Raw genomic sequence first — 13,640 nt, 5'->3', positions numbered from 1 at the left:
CAAATTTCCAGCCACCGGCAGTTCTAGCCGAGGGCAGTTTTCTCCAGGTGTTGCAGGATGATCGGGTACACATCGACCACCGCATCCTTGCCGAACATGCAATCGATATGGCCGTAACCCGGCACCACATGCCGGCTGTAGCGCTCCGGCCCATGCACCTTGCACACCCGCTCGTAAGTCTTGAGCGTGCTTTCCGGCAGGTAGCACTGGTTGTCCGCGCCGCTGATAAAGCAGATCGGCATGCTCAGCCGGTCGAAGTGCGGCATGTAGACATCCTCGCCCTTGAAGTCCACCAGATGCCCTTTGCGCACGATCAGCGCCAGGTGCTCGAAGGTGTGCATGTTCGACTCGCCGAACAGCTCGTGCAGGTTGTCGTGCAGGGTTTCATTGAGGGTGTCGTGGCGATACAACGATGCGTACATGAAGGTGATGCGGTGGCACACCGGGTTGGTGCAGTAGCCCTGCGCCTCGATCCGGGCATAGCCGTTGAGGGCTTTGTCATAGAGTTTGTTGAACCAGTTTTCCTTGTTGTCGGCGTACGCCGTGAGGGATTTGATGCCAATGGCGTCGAGCATGCCTGGCAGGTGCAAACCGGCCTTGAGCCCGGTGGCCGTGGCAACCACGGCATCTGCCGCGATCTGCGAACAGACCACCGAACGCACGCCCTGCAACCCGGCCAGCAATGACATGAAGAAGGTTGTCGCGCCGTAGCAGTGCACCACGCACTGGACGTCTGGTGCTGTGGTTTCCTGCTGGATCTGCGCGATGGCAGCCTTGAAGTCGTATTGGGCGATCTGGTCGCCGTTCCATTCCTTCTTGCTGGCGGGCAGCAGGATGCTCACTCGCAAGTCCAGTAACCAGACGTCGTACTCGTGCTTGCACAAGTACTCCAGCAGGTTGGTCTGGATGGTGTCGGTCGAGAAAATATTCGAGCCCACCCCCAAGCCATGAACCAGCATCACCGGTCCTTTGCTGCCGCCCTGATAACGGGTCAGGCGCAGCTCGACGTTGTCTTCGGTCTCGAAGAAGTGCACCACTGGCGGCGGCGCATCCAGCGGTCGTTTGAGCCGTGGCGGTGCGTCGGGATTGAAGTAGATGTCACCCGCAAACACCCCGCCGTAGCTCTCCCAGAGAATCCCGGCGAAGAACTTGCCGAAGCGCGCCAACCCATCGATGCGCTCGCGCTCATTGCGGGCATTGAGCACCTTCATGGTGGTCATCTGCTTGGCGAAGTCGGTCGGATGGATGTGCATCACCCCCGACCCGATAACCTCGCCGGTCTTGTCCGGCCCGCGATAGAGCGTCACGTAGAGGGTACTGGTGTCGTGCCAGATGTTCAGCACGCCGTTGTCTTCCGGCACGGTTTTGAAGGCGCTGAAGAAATAGTCGTTGCCGTCCTCGGCGGTCAGTTTCATGTCGTACTTCATGTGCCGTACGCCGACCTGTTCCTGATACTGCTCGAACAGGTTGAACACGCCGTTACTTGCCGTCAACGGCTGCGGCGACAGGCTTGGAGCGTTGACCGTCCCCACCAGCGTCGCGGCGTGCTCCGGCTCCTTGATCATGCGATTGAGGTCGTTGGCGGTGATGGTCAAGGTGAAATCGATGGGCGAGTTGTCCGCCTCACCGCGCTTGGCCGCCGCTTCGTAGACCTTCAGGTCAGTGCTCTGGGCCGCCGTGAACGCCCGGGAGAAGTAGCCTTTCATGGTTTCGGTGAACTGCACGCCAAGGGTCGGTGGCGCCACTTGTTTGCGCGGCGCCGAAGGTAGCGTGTAATCGATTTGCCACCCGCGATCGGCGGCCAGCAGGCCCATGTTGCGCTCACTCACCGCCGAAATAGTCAGCAGCGGATTCACGGCCAGCGACGTCGGGATAACCGCGCCGTCGGTCACATACAAACCGGCATACACATCGGTGCCGCTGGCCCCGCTGAACACCTGGCCCTTGTGGTTGACCACGCCCTGCCCCGCGTCCTCGCCCATGACGCAACCGCCCAGCGGGTGAACCGATACGATGCTGTGCTTGAGCAGCTTGGTCCAGATCGGATTTTCGACCCAGATTCCGCCCAGCGCCTTGGTGCTCTGTTGCAGCCGCTCGTTGCCGATCTTCACGTTCTCCTGTTCGCCGACGCCCGGCCAATCGATGCGCAGCTGATCCTTGCTATCCAGCACCATGCGGCCCTTGCCGTTGTCGTGGCTCATGATCAGGTACGTCTGCATGTTGTGCAGTGCGCCGTAGTACGGTCCACGGAGGAAGCTTTCGGCTTCGCGCTCCTTGTACTTCATTTTCGCAGTGAAGCCGTCGTCGGTAGGTACGCCGATCAGCTCGGCGAACCCGGCCATGCTCGGCACCATCGGCCGCCCGAGAGCGCCGGGGATCGAGCCTTCTTCGATGACCATCCGGCTGCGCCAGTCGCCTTCGGTGCGCATGTCGATGACCGAGGTGATGCACGGGCCGACCGGGTGCAGTTCCTTGGCCGGATGCGCGCCGAAACCGATGCCGTTGATCGGTTGCTCGCAGTTGTGGCCGAAGCCAAGGATGTCACCGTTGCCGCTCATGTTTTCCCCGAGCTGGCCGGACATCGACAGGCCTTTATCCCGGGAGCGCAGAAGGATTTCAGTAGAGCCCAAGGTGCCGGCGGAAACGACCACGATGTCGGCTTTGACGAACAACGTCGGCGCGGAAAACTTCTCGCGACCACTGTCCAGGTACTGGAAGTGCACGATCCAGCCATCGCCGTCGCGTTCCAGATGCCGCACCTCGGCCTGACAGAAAATCTCCGCGCCGTGATTCCAGGCGTCCGGCAGGTAGTTCATCAGCGTGGTGTTCTTGGCCTTGTTGTTACAGCCCGAAACGCAGTCGCCGCAGTGGTTGCAAGGTAATTGCTCGACGCCGACGTGGTTGAGGTTGTTCGGCAGTTTGTCGAAGGTCACGTTGATCGGCGGCTTGTAAAAATGCGCGCCTTGCTTGAGGTAATCCGCCGACTTCTTGTTGGCTTCGAGTTTGGGCAACACCGGCGACGTGTTGGGGTACGGCATGGGTTTGAGCATTTCCCGAGCCCGGGCATAACCGTCCTTGAGCAAGGTGTCGCGATGTTCACGCACCGCCAGTGGCCAGCGCGGATCGTCGAATACGCCGGGCTCCGGCTCCAGGGCGACGTTGGCGTTGATCAGCGATGTACCACCCAGGCCGCAACCGACCACCACGTTCTGCTGGGCGTTGACGTGCAAGTCGAACAACCCGGTGCGCGAGCCGATGTGACCATCCGGGTCATGCACCTGCAACTCCTCGGTCGCCGCCAACATCGTGTTGGGGTACTCGCCGGGCTGCATTTCGCGACCGCGTTCCAGCAGGCAAACCCGCTTGCCGGCGCGAGACAGGCGCGACGCAGCGATCCCGCCGCCGTAACCCGAGCCTATGACGATCACGTCGTAATGTTCCTTGATGTCGCTGATGGGCGTTGCGATCCGTGTCATGGGTCTATTCCTCTGTCAGGCAGATGGGCAACTCTGCGGTTGCCTGCAATCAATGGGCGAACGAATACCTGGCCACTGAGTGAACTCAGCGGCAGTAAGCGGGTGTCATTGGAAAAGGTCAGGCGCTATAGACGAGCACGCTGATTGGCGGCGTGCCGGTGAATACGTTTGCGCAACAAAGCTGCCGGCGTGGGCACGCAGGTTATGCAGAGAATGGGGGGCGAGCGGTGTGGCTGGCTATCCATCACGCGTTCTCCCTTGAACCAGATGTGGATAAGTGGCGGCTGTCCTTGTGTGCCCTGAGAGTGAAGACAGCGGACAGTTCGAAGTCAAGGAGCGACTTAGAACTGTATGAAATCTGATCTATTGCGTTCAGGCCTATACCGGACGTGGCTTGCAGGGTTTCGCGAACAAGTTATCCACACCTCCACCCACAGTTAATGGGGACAAGTGTGGATTTCGTGGAAACTTTCTCCACAGAAACTGAAGAAAATCCGTGACTTATCCAGTAGTAGGGTTTTCAAGAGCAATTGGTTGTTTTTTGATCGAAAGGCTGTAAGTCACGTATTACATGGCCTTCAGAGGATGGCGAACACCTTATCCACAGAAGCGCCAACAGACTTTGGGGGCAACTTGGGCGGATCTGTGGAAAACCGTTGGAGTCCGCGATAAATCGGGGTTTGCGCGAGGTTTATCAGCTTAAAACGACGATTTGATCGTTTTTTGATCAGCTGCCTGATAAGCCCGCTTTATATGGCCTGTAGAGGACAGCGAACATCTTATCCACAGATGCGCTAACAGAGATTGGGGGCAAGTATTGGCTCGCTTACAAAGTTATCCTCTGGAAAAAGCCTGAAAAAACCGCAAGTTAGGCTGGTTGTTTTTTGTACGAAGGGTCGCAGGGCTTGATTTACATGGGATGTAGCGAAGGGCGAACATGTTATCCACAGAAGCGCTAACAGGGATTGTGGGTAAATGCATAACAACTGTGGGAGCGGGCTTGTTCCCACAGGGATTGGATTCGACTTTACGGCCGATACATCAAATAGGCCTCACCCGTAACCCGAATCATCGGATGGGGCGTGATCTGGCAGGTATCAACGATACGAAAGCCATGTCGCTCGTAAAACCGGCGGGCGCCGGTGTTCACGGCGTAGTCGATCAGGCTCAAGCCATTGAGCTCCAGTTGGTTGGCACGGTCGTAAGCGTAGGCGAGGAACTGCTTGCCCAAGCCCTGGTTTCGCCAGCCTTCATGAAGCGCGAGGCTGGAGATGTAGAGGGTGTCGGGGATTTCCATTTTGGCGTACGGCGCCAGCACGGGATCGGTGACGGGAGCGGCCAGCGGATCGTGACGCATCACATAGCTGTGCATCATGCCGATGACGTTTCCCCCTGCCTCGGCGATGAGGCAGTTCTGCCAGGAAAAATCCACGCCTTCACGCGCATAGCGACTGGCACCGACATCCAATAGATCCTGACCGGGTTGCGCCAGTTGGCTCCAGATGTAATCCGCAGCACCTTCTGACGAAATCTGGAACAAGCGAGCAATCTCCCGCGCATCCGCGCGCAGGGCAGAACGAAATTCAACGGTCATTACTTTCTCCGACGGGATGATAGCGAGCGTCCTTCACGCTCAGCGTTTCAGGCAGGCAAAGAGTCCCGGGCGGCATTCCCACGCAGAGCGTGGGAACGATCACGGTGTGAAGATCAGCGGACTACGCCTTCTTCGATCAGCAACTTGAGGATCGCCTCGGCACCTGCTTGCGCAGTCACGCCTTTAAGCACTTGCCCGCCACCGCCGCTGGCCTTGGCCGTCGCGGCTTTCATCCGGTCCGCGCCGCTCTTGGCCTTGATCACTTTCAAGCGTTTAGGCCGTGGCTTGGCCGGTTGCAGCGTGGCGACCGCCAGCAGTTCATCGTCGATCACTTCGACTTCATCTGCCTGCAACACCCCGCGTCGGGCCGGGCCGTAGGCGCTCTGCCGAGGTTTCGGTGCAGCGTTATCCACAGTGGCGAGGAACGGCAGCCGCACTTTCAACCGACGGCGTTGACCGCGAGGCAAGGCTTGCAGCACCAGCGCTGAACTGCCGTCGATGGATTCAACTTGAGCCAGCCCTACCACCAGCGGCCAGCCCAGGCTTTCGGCCAGCAAAAACGGCAACATGCCCGAGCCTTCGCCGGTTTCCGCCTGACTGCCGGTCAGCACGACCTGCGCCCCGGCGTCGCGCAAATAGGCGGTCAATGCTGGTAGTGCATCGGCGCCTGAAGGTTGTTCAAGCACGTGCAGCTGTTCCAGGCCCATGCCCAGATACGCGCGCAACGCCGGTTCGGCGACGTCGCCGGCATGCAGCACTTGCAGGTTATCCCCAGCCAGCTGCAGACCCAGCTCCACCGCCCGCGCATCCTGCTCCGCGCGACGTGGCCGGCCGGAGGTCGGGTGGGCGCCGATGGACACCAAGCTGATGATTTTCGTGCTCATAACCCTTTCCTTTCCTTAAGCCGCATCGCGCTTGGCTTCGTTGCGGTAAGCCTCTACCGCCGCGATCAAGGCTTGAAGAATCTCAGCGCTCTCGCCGACCACCGACAGGTCGGCCCGTTTGATCATGTCGCAGCCTGGGTCGAGGTTGATCGCCACCACCTTGTCGCAGGCACCGATGCCTTGCAGGTGCTGGATCGCCCCGGAAATCCCAACCGCCACGTAGACCCTTGCGGTGACCCAGGTGCCGGACGCGCCGACCTGACGGTCACGGGCCATGAAGCCATCGTCCACCGCCACTCGGGACGCGCCTTCGGTAGCGCCCAACGCCTCGGCCGTCCTGTGGAAAAGTCCCCAGTCCTTGACCCCGTTGCCGCCGGAGAAGATGAACTCGGCTTCGGCCATCGGAATCGCCGCCGGGTCCACCGCTACCGCGCCCAAATCCTCGATGCGCGACAAGCTGCGCGCGACAGCTGTGGATAACTCCACCGGCAAGGCTTCGTGACGGGTTTCGCTGACCGGTTCGGCGCACTCGACGGCAGCCAGAATCAAGCGTGCCACCGGGCGCGCAAGGTCTTGCAAACCGGCACCGGCGCGGCCGATGCATTCCTGATCCTTGACTTGCCAGACCCGCGTGGCCGGGCGTTCGCCCAGTGCTGCGGCAAAGCGCCGACCCAGTTCACCACCGCCGCTGCGGCTGTCGGGCAGCAACCAGTGACGCGGGCTGAACTGGTTATCCACAGCCCGCAGGCCCTGGACCCGTTGTTCCGGTGCATAACCGCTGAATTCGTCGCCATCCAGCACCAGCAAGCGATCAACGCCAGCGGTGGCGAAAGCGTTTTCTTTGTGTTCACCGAAGACTACGGCCAATACAGCGCCGTCCTTGCCGGCCAATTGATGAGCCAGGCCCAGCAAGTCGCGGTCGTGACTGCTCAAGCGGCCGCCGACCATGTCCGGCACCACGCTGATGTAAAACGCAGGTGCCGGCACTTGATGCAGCGGCAACTGCACTTCAACCGCGGCCGAGCGTTTGCTCGCCCCGCCCTGTTGAGCGCCGCTGCGGTCAATGCGTTTGATGCCGTTGGGACCGATAAAACCGATGCCGTGCAGATTCTTGCGGATGACGCCGTTAGGCCCCATCCAGCTGTGTTGCGCCGGCTGCATGGCCGCGTGCAGCGGGTGCAGGCGATTGCGGGCGATCCATTCGGCACGTGGGTCGCGGCGGATAATGTCGCTCATCAGTGGGCCTCCGCAGGTTCACGTTGGGCCGGTGCGGCCGGTTTGCTCGGCGTCGCGTCTTCGAGCAACGCGTCGGCCACCAGTTCGGCGATGTCCTTGATCAAAGGGCGAGGTTCGACCACGCCTTCGAGCATCGCGGTGCACTGCGGACAACCCACGGCCACCAGTTCGGCACCCGTTTCGCGGATGTCTTCCATGCGCATGTCGGGGATCCGTTGTTTGCCCGGGATGTCGGTAATCGGCGCACCGCCGCCACCGCCGCAGCAGCGCGAGCGGAAACCGGAGCGTTGCATTTCTTTCACTTCAATCCCGAGGGCACGCAGCACTTCACGCGGCGCCTCGTATTCGCCGTTGTAGCGGCCGAGGTAGCACGGGTCGTGATAAGTCACGCTGCTGCCTTTGTGCTGGCCGAGGTTCAGGGCGCCAGCGCCGATGATTTCCGCCATGTAGGTGCTGTGGTGCTGCACGAGGTAGTTGCCGTCGAAGGCGCCGTACTCGTTTTTAAGCACGTGAAAGCTGTGCGGATCGCAGGTGACGATGCGGTTGAAGCTGTACTTGGCCAACGTCTGGATGTTGCGTTTGGCCAACAGCTGGAAGGTCGCTTCGTCACCCAGACGTCGGGCCACGTCACCGCTGTCGCGCTCTTCAAGGCCCAGCACCGCGAAGTCGACCTTGGCCGCTTTCAGCACTTTGACGAAGGCGCGCAACGTGCGCTGGTTGCGCATGTCGAAAGCACCGTCGCCGACCCAGAACAGCACGTCGACCGCTTTCTTCTCGCTGAGCAGGTTCAGGTTCAAATCCGCCGCCCAGTTCATCCGCCCGCCCGGCGCGAAGCCGCCAGGGTTGTCAGTGGCGATGAGGTTTTCGAGGACGTCGGCGCCCTTGTTCGGGGTCGCGCCTTTTTCCAGGGTCAGATGGCGGCGCATGTCGACGATGGCGTCGACGTGCTCGATCATCATCGGGCACTCCTCGACACAGGCGCGGCAAGTGGTGCAGGACCACAAAGTTTCAGCGTCCACCAGACCGTTGACGATCGGTTGATGCGGGTTGCCGGCGTGTTCGCCAATCGCCTTGCCTGGATACGGACTGCCGGCGAATTTGGCGTCAGTACCGCCAGCCAAACCAACGACCATGTCCTGAATGAGTTTTTTCGGGTTCAGCGGCTGGCCGGCGGCGAACGCCGGGCACGCGGCTTCGCACTTGCCGCACTGCACGCAGGCGTCGAAGCCGAGCAGTTGGTTCCAGGTGAAATCCTTGGGTTTTTCCACGCCCAGCGGCGCGGTTGGGTCGTTCAGGTCCAGCGGTTTCAAACCGGTGGAACGGCCGCCGCCAAAACGCTCGGCGCGACGGTGCCAGGCGAGGTGCAAAGCACCGGCGAAGGCGTGCTTCATCGGCCCGCCCCAGGTCATGCCGAAGAACAGTTCGCTAACGCCCCACAGCACGCCGACGCCGAGGATCGCAGCCACCACCCAACCGCCGAAGTTTTCCGGGAGGATGCCCGCCACCGGCAAGGTCAACAGGAAGAAGCTCGCCGAGAACGCCAACAGGCTTTTCGGCAGACGCATCCATGGCCCTTTGGAAAGGCGAGCCGGTGGGTTGCGACGACGCAGGAACATGAAAATCGCACCGACGAACATCACCGCCGAGGCAATCAACAGGGCAACGCCGAGAATGCGACTCTGCAGGCCGAAACCGTGAACCAGGATCGCCAGCACAATGGACGCCACCGCACCGCCAGCCGTGGCGACGTGAGTGTTGGCGATGTATTTGTCCCGTGCGACGACGTGGTGCAAGTCGACCATGTAACGCTTGGGCATGGCGAACAGGCCGCCGATCAGGTCGACCTTGGAGGCCCGGCCTCGGCGCCACATAGCCACCCGCCGCAACGCGCCGAGGACGGCAAGTCCGGTGGCTGCGAACAACAGGATTGGAAGAAGGGTGTTCAACATGGTGGAGCTCCCAAAGACCTCGGGGTCTTGCAGGCCAAACTACCTGGATGCCTTGCTCGATTCCTGTGGGAGTGAGCCTGCTCGCGATTCAGACGCCGCGGTGCCTCAGGCAAACCGCGTTATCGTTCATCGCGAGCAGGCTCACTCCTACAGGGTTATCCACAAGCTCTTAGAAATCCTTGCACAACCGCAGCGCGTCATAGATCGCCGCGTGGGTGTTGCGCTGGGCCACGCAGTCGCCGATGCGGAACAGCAAGTAGCCGTCGCCCGCCTGGCTCAATGAAGGTTGTGGCTTGATTGCGAACAGGGCCTCGATGTCCATCTGGCCTTTGTTGCGCGAGCCTTCCTTCATGGCGTAGTAGATTTCTTCGTCCGGACGCACGCCGTTTTCGACGACGACCTGGTCCACCACCCGCTCCTCTTTGGCGCCGGTGTATTCGTTTTCCAGTACCGCGATCAGCTTGTCGCCTTCGCGGTAGACCTTCTCCAGCATCATGTCGCCGGTCATGATCACTTCTTTGGGGTACATGCTGCGGTAGTACGTCGGGAACGATGTGCCGCCAATCGCCACGCCCGGTTTGATGTCGTCGGTGACGATCTCCACCTGGCTGCCCTTGTCGGCAAGGAAGTCCGCCGCCGACATCCCGGTGAACTCGCAAATGGTGTCGTAGACCAGCACGTTTTTGCCCGGCGCGACCTTGCCATCGAGGATGTCCCAGCTGCTGACCACCAGGCCTTCAGCCGCGCCCCAGTGCTCGTTCTGCTCCAGGAATGGATGACCGCCGACGGCGAGTACTACCACGTCCGGACGCAGGTCGAGAATGGTTGCCGCATCGGCTGCCACGCCAAGGCGCAAGTCGACTTTCAAACGCGCCAATTCCAGCTGGAACCAGCGGGTGATACCGGCGATCTGGTCCCGTTGCGGGGCTTTCGAAGCGGTGGTGATCTGCCCGCCGATGAATTCTTTCTTCTCGAACAGGGTCACGTCGTGGCCACGTTCGGCCGACACACGCGCCGCTTCCATCCCGGCAGGACCGGCACCGACCACCACAACTTTGCGCTTCACACCGGTCGATTTCTCGATGATGTGCGGCACGCCCATGTATTCACGGGAGGTTGCGGCGTTCTGGATGCACAAGACGTCCAGGCCCTGGTACTGACGGTCAATGCAGTAGTTGGCGCCGACGCATTGTTTGATCTGGTCGATCTGGCCCATTTTGATCTTGGCGATCAGGTGCGGGTCGGCGATGTGGGCGCGGGTCATGCCGACCATATCGACGTAACCGCCTTCCAGAATACGGGTCGCCTGGTTCGGGTCCTTGATGTTCTGCGCGTGCAGTACCGGAACCTTGACCACTTCCTTGATACCGGCTGCCAAATGCAGGAACGGCTCCGGTGGATAACTCATGTTCGGGATAACGTTGGCCAGGGTGTTGTGGGTATCACAACCCGAACCGACCACACCGATGAAGTCGAGCATGCCGGTGTCGTCGTAATACTTGGCGATTTGTTTCATGTCCTCATGGGACAGGCCATCCGGATGGAACTCGTCACCACACAGGCGAATACCGACACAGAAATCCGGGCCCACTTCGGCCCGTACGGCCTTGAGCACTTCCAGGCCGAACTTCATCCGGCCCTCAAAGGTGCCGCCCCATTCGTCGGTACGCTTATTGACCCGTGGGCTCCAGAACTGGTCGATCATATGCTGATGCACCGCGGACAGTTCAATACCGTCCAGGCCACCGGCCTTGGCACGACGTGCAGCCTGAGCGTAGTTGCCGATCACTCGCCAGATTTCTTCCGGCTCGATGGTTTTGCAGGTAGCACGGTGCACCGGTTCACGAATGCCCGACGGCGACATCAGGGTTGGCCAGTTGAAGCCGTCCCAACGCGAACGACGCCCCATGTGGGTAATCTGGATCATGATCTTGGCGCCGTGCTTGTGCATGGCGTCCGCAAGATTCTGGAAGTGCGGGATGATGCGGTCGGTGGACAGGTTCACCGAACTCCACCATTCCTGTGGACTGTCGATGGCCACCACAGACGAACCACCGCAAATCGCCAGGCCGATCCCGCCCTTGGCTTTCTCTTCGTAATACTTGACGTACCGGTCGGTGGTCATGCCGCCGTCGGTGGCGTAGACCTCGGCGTGCGCGGTGCTGAGCACGCGGTTGCGGATGGTCAGTTTGCCGATCTGGATCGGCTGGAACATTGCTTCGAAAGCCATGGCGGGGTCCTCGACTTACAACGGCTTGACGGTGAACAAACCGTCGTCGTGGCCTTCTTCGGAGCCACCGTAGACTTGTTCGGCGACGGTGCGAATCTTGCTGCCACGGGCTTGCAGAATCTGGTCCATGGCACCGGCAAACCAACCGGTGAACATGTAGTCGACCTTGCGCCCGACCTTGCCGTACACGTAGACGAACGCCGAGTGTTCGAGCTTGACGCTGGCGGTGCCTTTGTCGAGGTCGATGTCCTGAATCTTGAACAGGCCCCAGCCGCGTTGCGACAGACGTTTCATGTAGTGCTCGAATACCGCGACACCTTCCAGGCCGTGGCATTCAGCTTCTTTTTCACACCAGTGCCAGGCGGATTTGTAGCCGGCCTTGTAGAGGATTTCGGCGTAGGCGTCGGCGCCCAGCACTTCCTCGATGCCCATGTGGTTGTTGACGAAGAAATGACGCGGTACGTACAGCATTGGCAGGGCGTCGGAAGTCCAGACACCCGTTTCGCTGTCGACTTCGATTGGCAATTGCGGGGCGATCTTGGCCATGGAAACTTAACTCCAGAAAATTTTTGGTGTTGCCCCCGGCACGGACGGCCGGGGGAAAGGATTCAGAGGTGCTGTGGCTTACTCGCCCCAGACGTCCTTTAGGACATTGACCCAGTTCTCGCCCATGATCTTGCGCACCACGCGCTCGCAATGGCCGCGCTTGAGCAGCGTCTCGGTCAGGTTCGGGAACTCGCCGACGGTGCGGATGCCCAGCGGGTTGATGATCTTGCCGAAGCTGGTCAGACGGCGGGCGTAGCCCTTGTCGTGGGTCAGGTATTCGAAGAAGTCCTGGCCATGGCCCTGGGTGAAGTCGGTGCCGATGCCGATGGCGTCTTCGCCGACGATGTTCATGGTGTATTCGATGGCTTCGGCGTAATCGTCGATGGTCGAATCGATGCCTTTGGCCAGGAACGGCGCGAACATGGTCACGCCGACGAAACCGCCGTGGTCGGCAATGAATTTCAGTTCTTCATCGGATTTGTTGCGCGGGTGAATTTTCAGACCCGACGGCAGGCAATGGGAGTAGCAGACCGGTTTCTTCGATTCGAGGATGACTTCTTCGGAGGTTTTCGAGCCGACGTGGGACAGGTCGCACATGACGCCGACGCGGTTCATCTCGGCGACGATTTCGCGACCGAAACCCGACAGGCCGCCATCGCGCTCGTAGCAACCGGTACCGACCAGGTTTTGGGTGTTGTAGCACATCTGCACAATACCGACGCCCAGCTGCTTGAACATCTCGACATAGCCGATCTGGTCTTCAAAGGCGTGGGCATTCTGGAAGCCGAAAAGGATGCCAGTCTTGCCCTGCTCCTTGGCTTTGCGGATGTCGGCGGTGGTGCGCACCGGAATCACCAGGTCGCTGTTCTCGCGGATCAGCTTCTGGCTGGCGGCGATGTTGTTGACGGTGGCCTGGAAGCCCTCCCACACCGACACGGTGCAGTTGGCCGCGGTCAGACCGCCCTTGCGCATGTCTTCAAACAGCTCGCGGTTCCACTTGGCAATAATCAGCCCGTCGATAACGATGCTGTCGGCGTGCAATTCGGCTGGGCTCATCAGGCTGTCCCCTATTAGCGATTCATGCGCCGAATCGTATGCCGGCGCTTTGGGGCCAGCATATGCCTGAGGGAGGGGGCAGCCGGGTGCAAAAACGACAGGGGGTTTGCCGAAAGCGTCAATCCGCGACAAAGGGTCGTCGCCGGACGTCATGAGCCACCTGTTCAAGGGCCTGCGCATGGGCCAGAATTCGCGCCATTACTGGATGCTTTACTGGAAAAAGGGGCGGCGGCGCAATGAAATCGATCTTCCTGGCTTTGGCACTGATAGCGACCGGCGTACACGCGGCTGAAGAGGCCGACGATAACCCCTGCGACAAAGTCGAAAACGAGGTCCAGACCCTGGAATGCTCGGTCTACAGCAGAAGCGCCGCCGAAGACCTGCTGAGCGAAAACTACAAGAGCCTGGCTGATCGCATGCAAATGCTCTACGAAAAGAACCCGGCGCAACTGACCGACATCACCGCCAAGCTCAAGGCGGCTCAACAGCAGTGGTTGAAGACGCGTGACGCGGATTGCGCAGTTGAAGCGTTCCCGGCGACGACCGGTAGCAAGGCGTTCACTATTGCGCAGAATGACTGTGTGGCGCGGATGAGTGACGAGCGGTCGGAGTTTTTGGAGTCGATTGGGCAGGAGTAAGCACAAATCCCAGCCAACCATACCTGTAAGC

9 protein-coding genes are annotated in these 13,640 nt (G+C 60.4%); 1 reads left to right on the top strand and 8 read right to left on the bottom strand.

The window, feature by feature from the left end:
• Positions 1–23: 23 nt before the first annotated feature.
• The 8 genes from FQ185_RS04625 to FQ185_RS04590 form a co-directional block, all read right to left on the bottom strand.
• Positions 24–3,476, bottom strand: coding sequence for a GMC oxidoreductase (locus tag FQ185_RS04625; RefSeq protein WP_149416466.1), 3,453 nt, complete (start codon positions 3,474–3,476; stop codon positions 24–26).
• A gap of 1,027 nt (positions 3,477–4,503) precedes the next feature.
• Positions 4,504–5,070: a GNAT family N-acetyltransferase gene (locus FQ185_RS04620; RefSeq protein ID WP_149416465.1), complete on the bottom strand. Its 567-nt coding sequence runs from the start codon at positions 5,068–5,070 to the stop codon at positions 4,504–4,506.
• A gap of 113 nt (positions 5,071–5,183) precedes the next feature.
• Complete coding sequence (locus FQ185_RS04615; protein WP_149416464.1) at positions 5,184–5,954, bottom strand: electron transfer flavoprotein subunit beta; 771 nt, start codon at positions 5,952–5,954, stop codon at positions 5,184–5,186.
• Between the two features lie 15 nt (positions 5,955–5,969).
• Positions 5,970–7,190 carry an electron transfer flavoprotein subunit alpha/FixB family protein gene (locus FQ185_RS04610; RefSeq protein ID WP_149416463.1) on the bottom strand — a complete coding sequence of 407 codons (1,221 nt, stop codon included), beginning with the start codon at positions 7,188–7,190 and terminating at the stop codon, positions 5,970–5,972.
• Entirely contained in the window at positions 7,190–9,139 is a 1,950-nt protein-coding gene (gene dgcB / locus FQ185_RS04605; protein ID WP_149416462.1) for a dimethylglycine demethylation protein DgcB, read from the bottom strand. Before dgcB ends, FQ185_RS04610 begins: the two co-directional genes overlap by 1 nt.
• A gap of 169 nt (positions 9,140–9,308) precedes the next feature.
• Positions 9,309–11,369, bottom strand: a complete 2,061-nt coding sequence (gene dgcA / locus FQ185_RS04600) for a dimethylglycine demethylation protein DgcA (RefSeq protein ID WP_149416461.1) — start codon at positions 11,367–11,369, stop codon at positions 9,309–9,311.
• A 15-nt stretch (positions 11,370–11,384) separates the two neighbouring features.
• Positions 11,385–11,915: a DUF5943 domain-containing protein gene (locus FQ185_RS04595; RefSeq protein WP_008033249.1), complete on the bottom strand. Its 531-nt coding sequence runs from the start codon at positions 11,913–11,915 to the stop codon at positions 11,385–11,387.
• A 78-nt stretch (positions 11,916–11,993) separates the two neighbouring features.
• Positions 11,994–12,971 (bottom strand): dipeptidase, encoded by a 978-nt coding sequence (locus tag FQ185_RS04590; RefSeq protein ID WP_149416460.1) that lies wholly within the window; start codon positions 12,969–12,971, stop codon positions 11,994–11,996.
• A 236-nt stretch (positions 12,972–13,207) separates the two neighbouring features.
• On the opposite strand from FQ185_RS04590, the gene FQ185_RS04580 reads away from it, so the two are divergent.
• Positions 13,208–13,609 carry a lysozyme inhibitor LprI family protein gene (locus tag FQ185_RS04580; RefSeq protein WP_149416459.1) on the top strand — a complete coding sequence of 134 codons (402 nt, stop codon included), beginning with the start codon at positions 13,208–13,210 and terminating at the stop codon, positions 13,607–13,609.
• Positions 13,610–13,640 lie beyond the last annotated feature (31 nt).

This window comes from Pseudomonas sp. ANT_H12B (assembly GCF_008369325.1).
GTDB lineage: Bacteria > Pseudomonadota > Gammaproteobacteria > Pseudomonadales > Pseudomonadaceae > Aquipseudomonas.
Note: the sequence above shows the minus strand (reverse complement) of the source record. Positions and strands in the feature narration are given on the sequence as shown.

What these genes read in the sequence shown, in the direction of transcription:
- FQ185_RS04625 (WP_149416466.1), bottom strand. Translation starts at nt 3,476, where the DNA reads ATGACACGGATCGCAACGCCCATCAGCGACATCAAGGAACATTACGAC.
- FQ185_RS04620 (WP_149416465.1), bottom strand. Translation starts at nt 5,070, where the DNA reads ATGACCGTTGAATTTCGTTCTGCCCTGCGCGCGGATGCGCGGGAGATT.
- FQ185_RS04615 (WP_149416464.1), bottom strand. Translation starts at nt 5,954, where the DNA reads ATGAGCACGAAAATCATCAGCTTGGTGTCCATCGGCGCCCACCCGACC.
- FQ185_RS04610 (WP_149416463.1), bottom strand. Translation starts at nt 7,190, where the DNA reads ATGAGCGACATTATCCGCCGCGACCCACGTGCCGAATGGATCGCCCGC.
- dgcB (WP_149416462.1), bottom strand. Translation starts at nt 9,139, where the DNA reads ATGTTGAACACCCTTCTTCCAATCCTGTTGTTCGCAGCCACCGGACTT.
- dgcA (WP_149416461.1), bottom strand. Translation starts at nt 11,369, where the DNA reads ATGGCTTTCGAAGCAATGTTCCAGCCGATCCAGATCGGCAAACTGACC.
- FQ185_RS04595 (WP_008033249.1), bottom strand. Translation starts at nt 11,915, where the DNA reads ATGGCCAAGATCGCCCCGCAATTGCCAATCGAAGTCGACAGCGAAACG.
- FQ185_RS04590 (WP_149416460.1), bottom strand. Translation starts at nt 12,971, where the DNA reads ATGAGCCCAGCCGAATTGCACGCCGACAGCATCGTTATCGACGGGCTG.
- FQ185_RS04580 (WP_149416459.1), top strand. Translation starts at nt 13,208, where the DNA reads ATGAAATCGATCTTCCTGGCTTTGGCACTGATAGCGACCGGCGTACAC.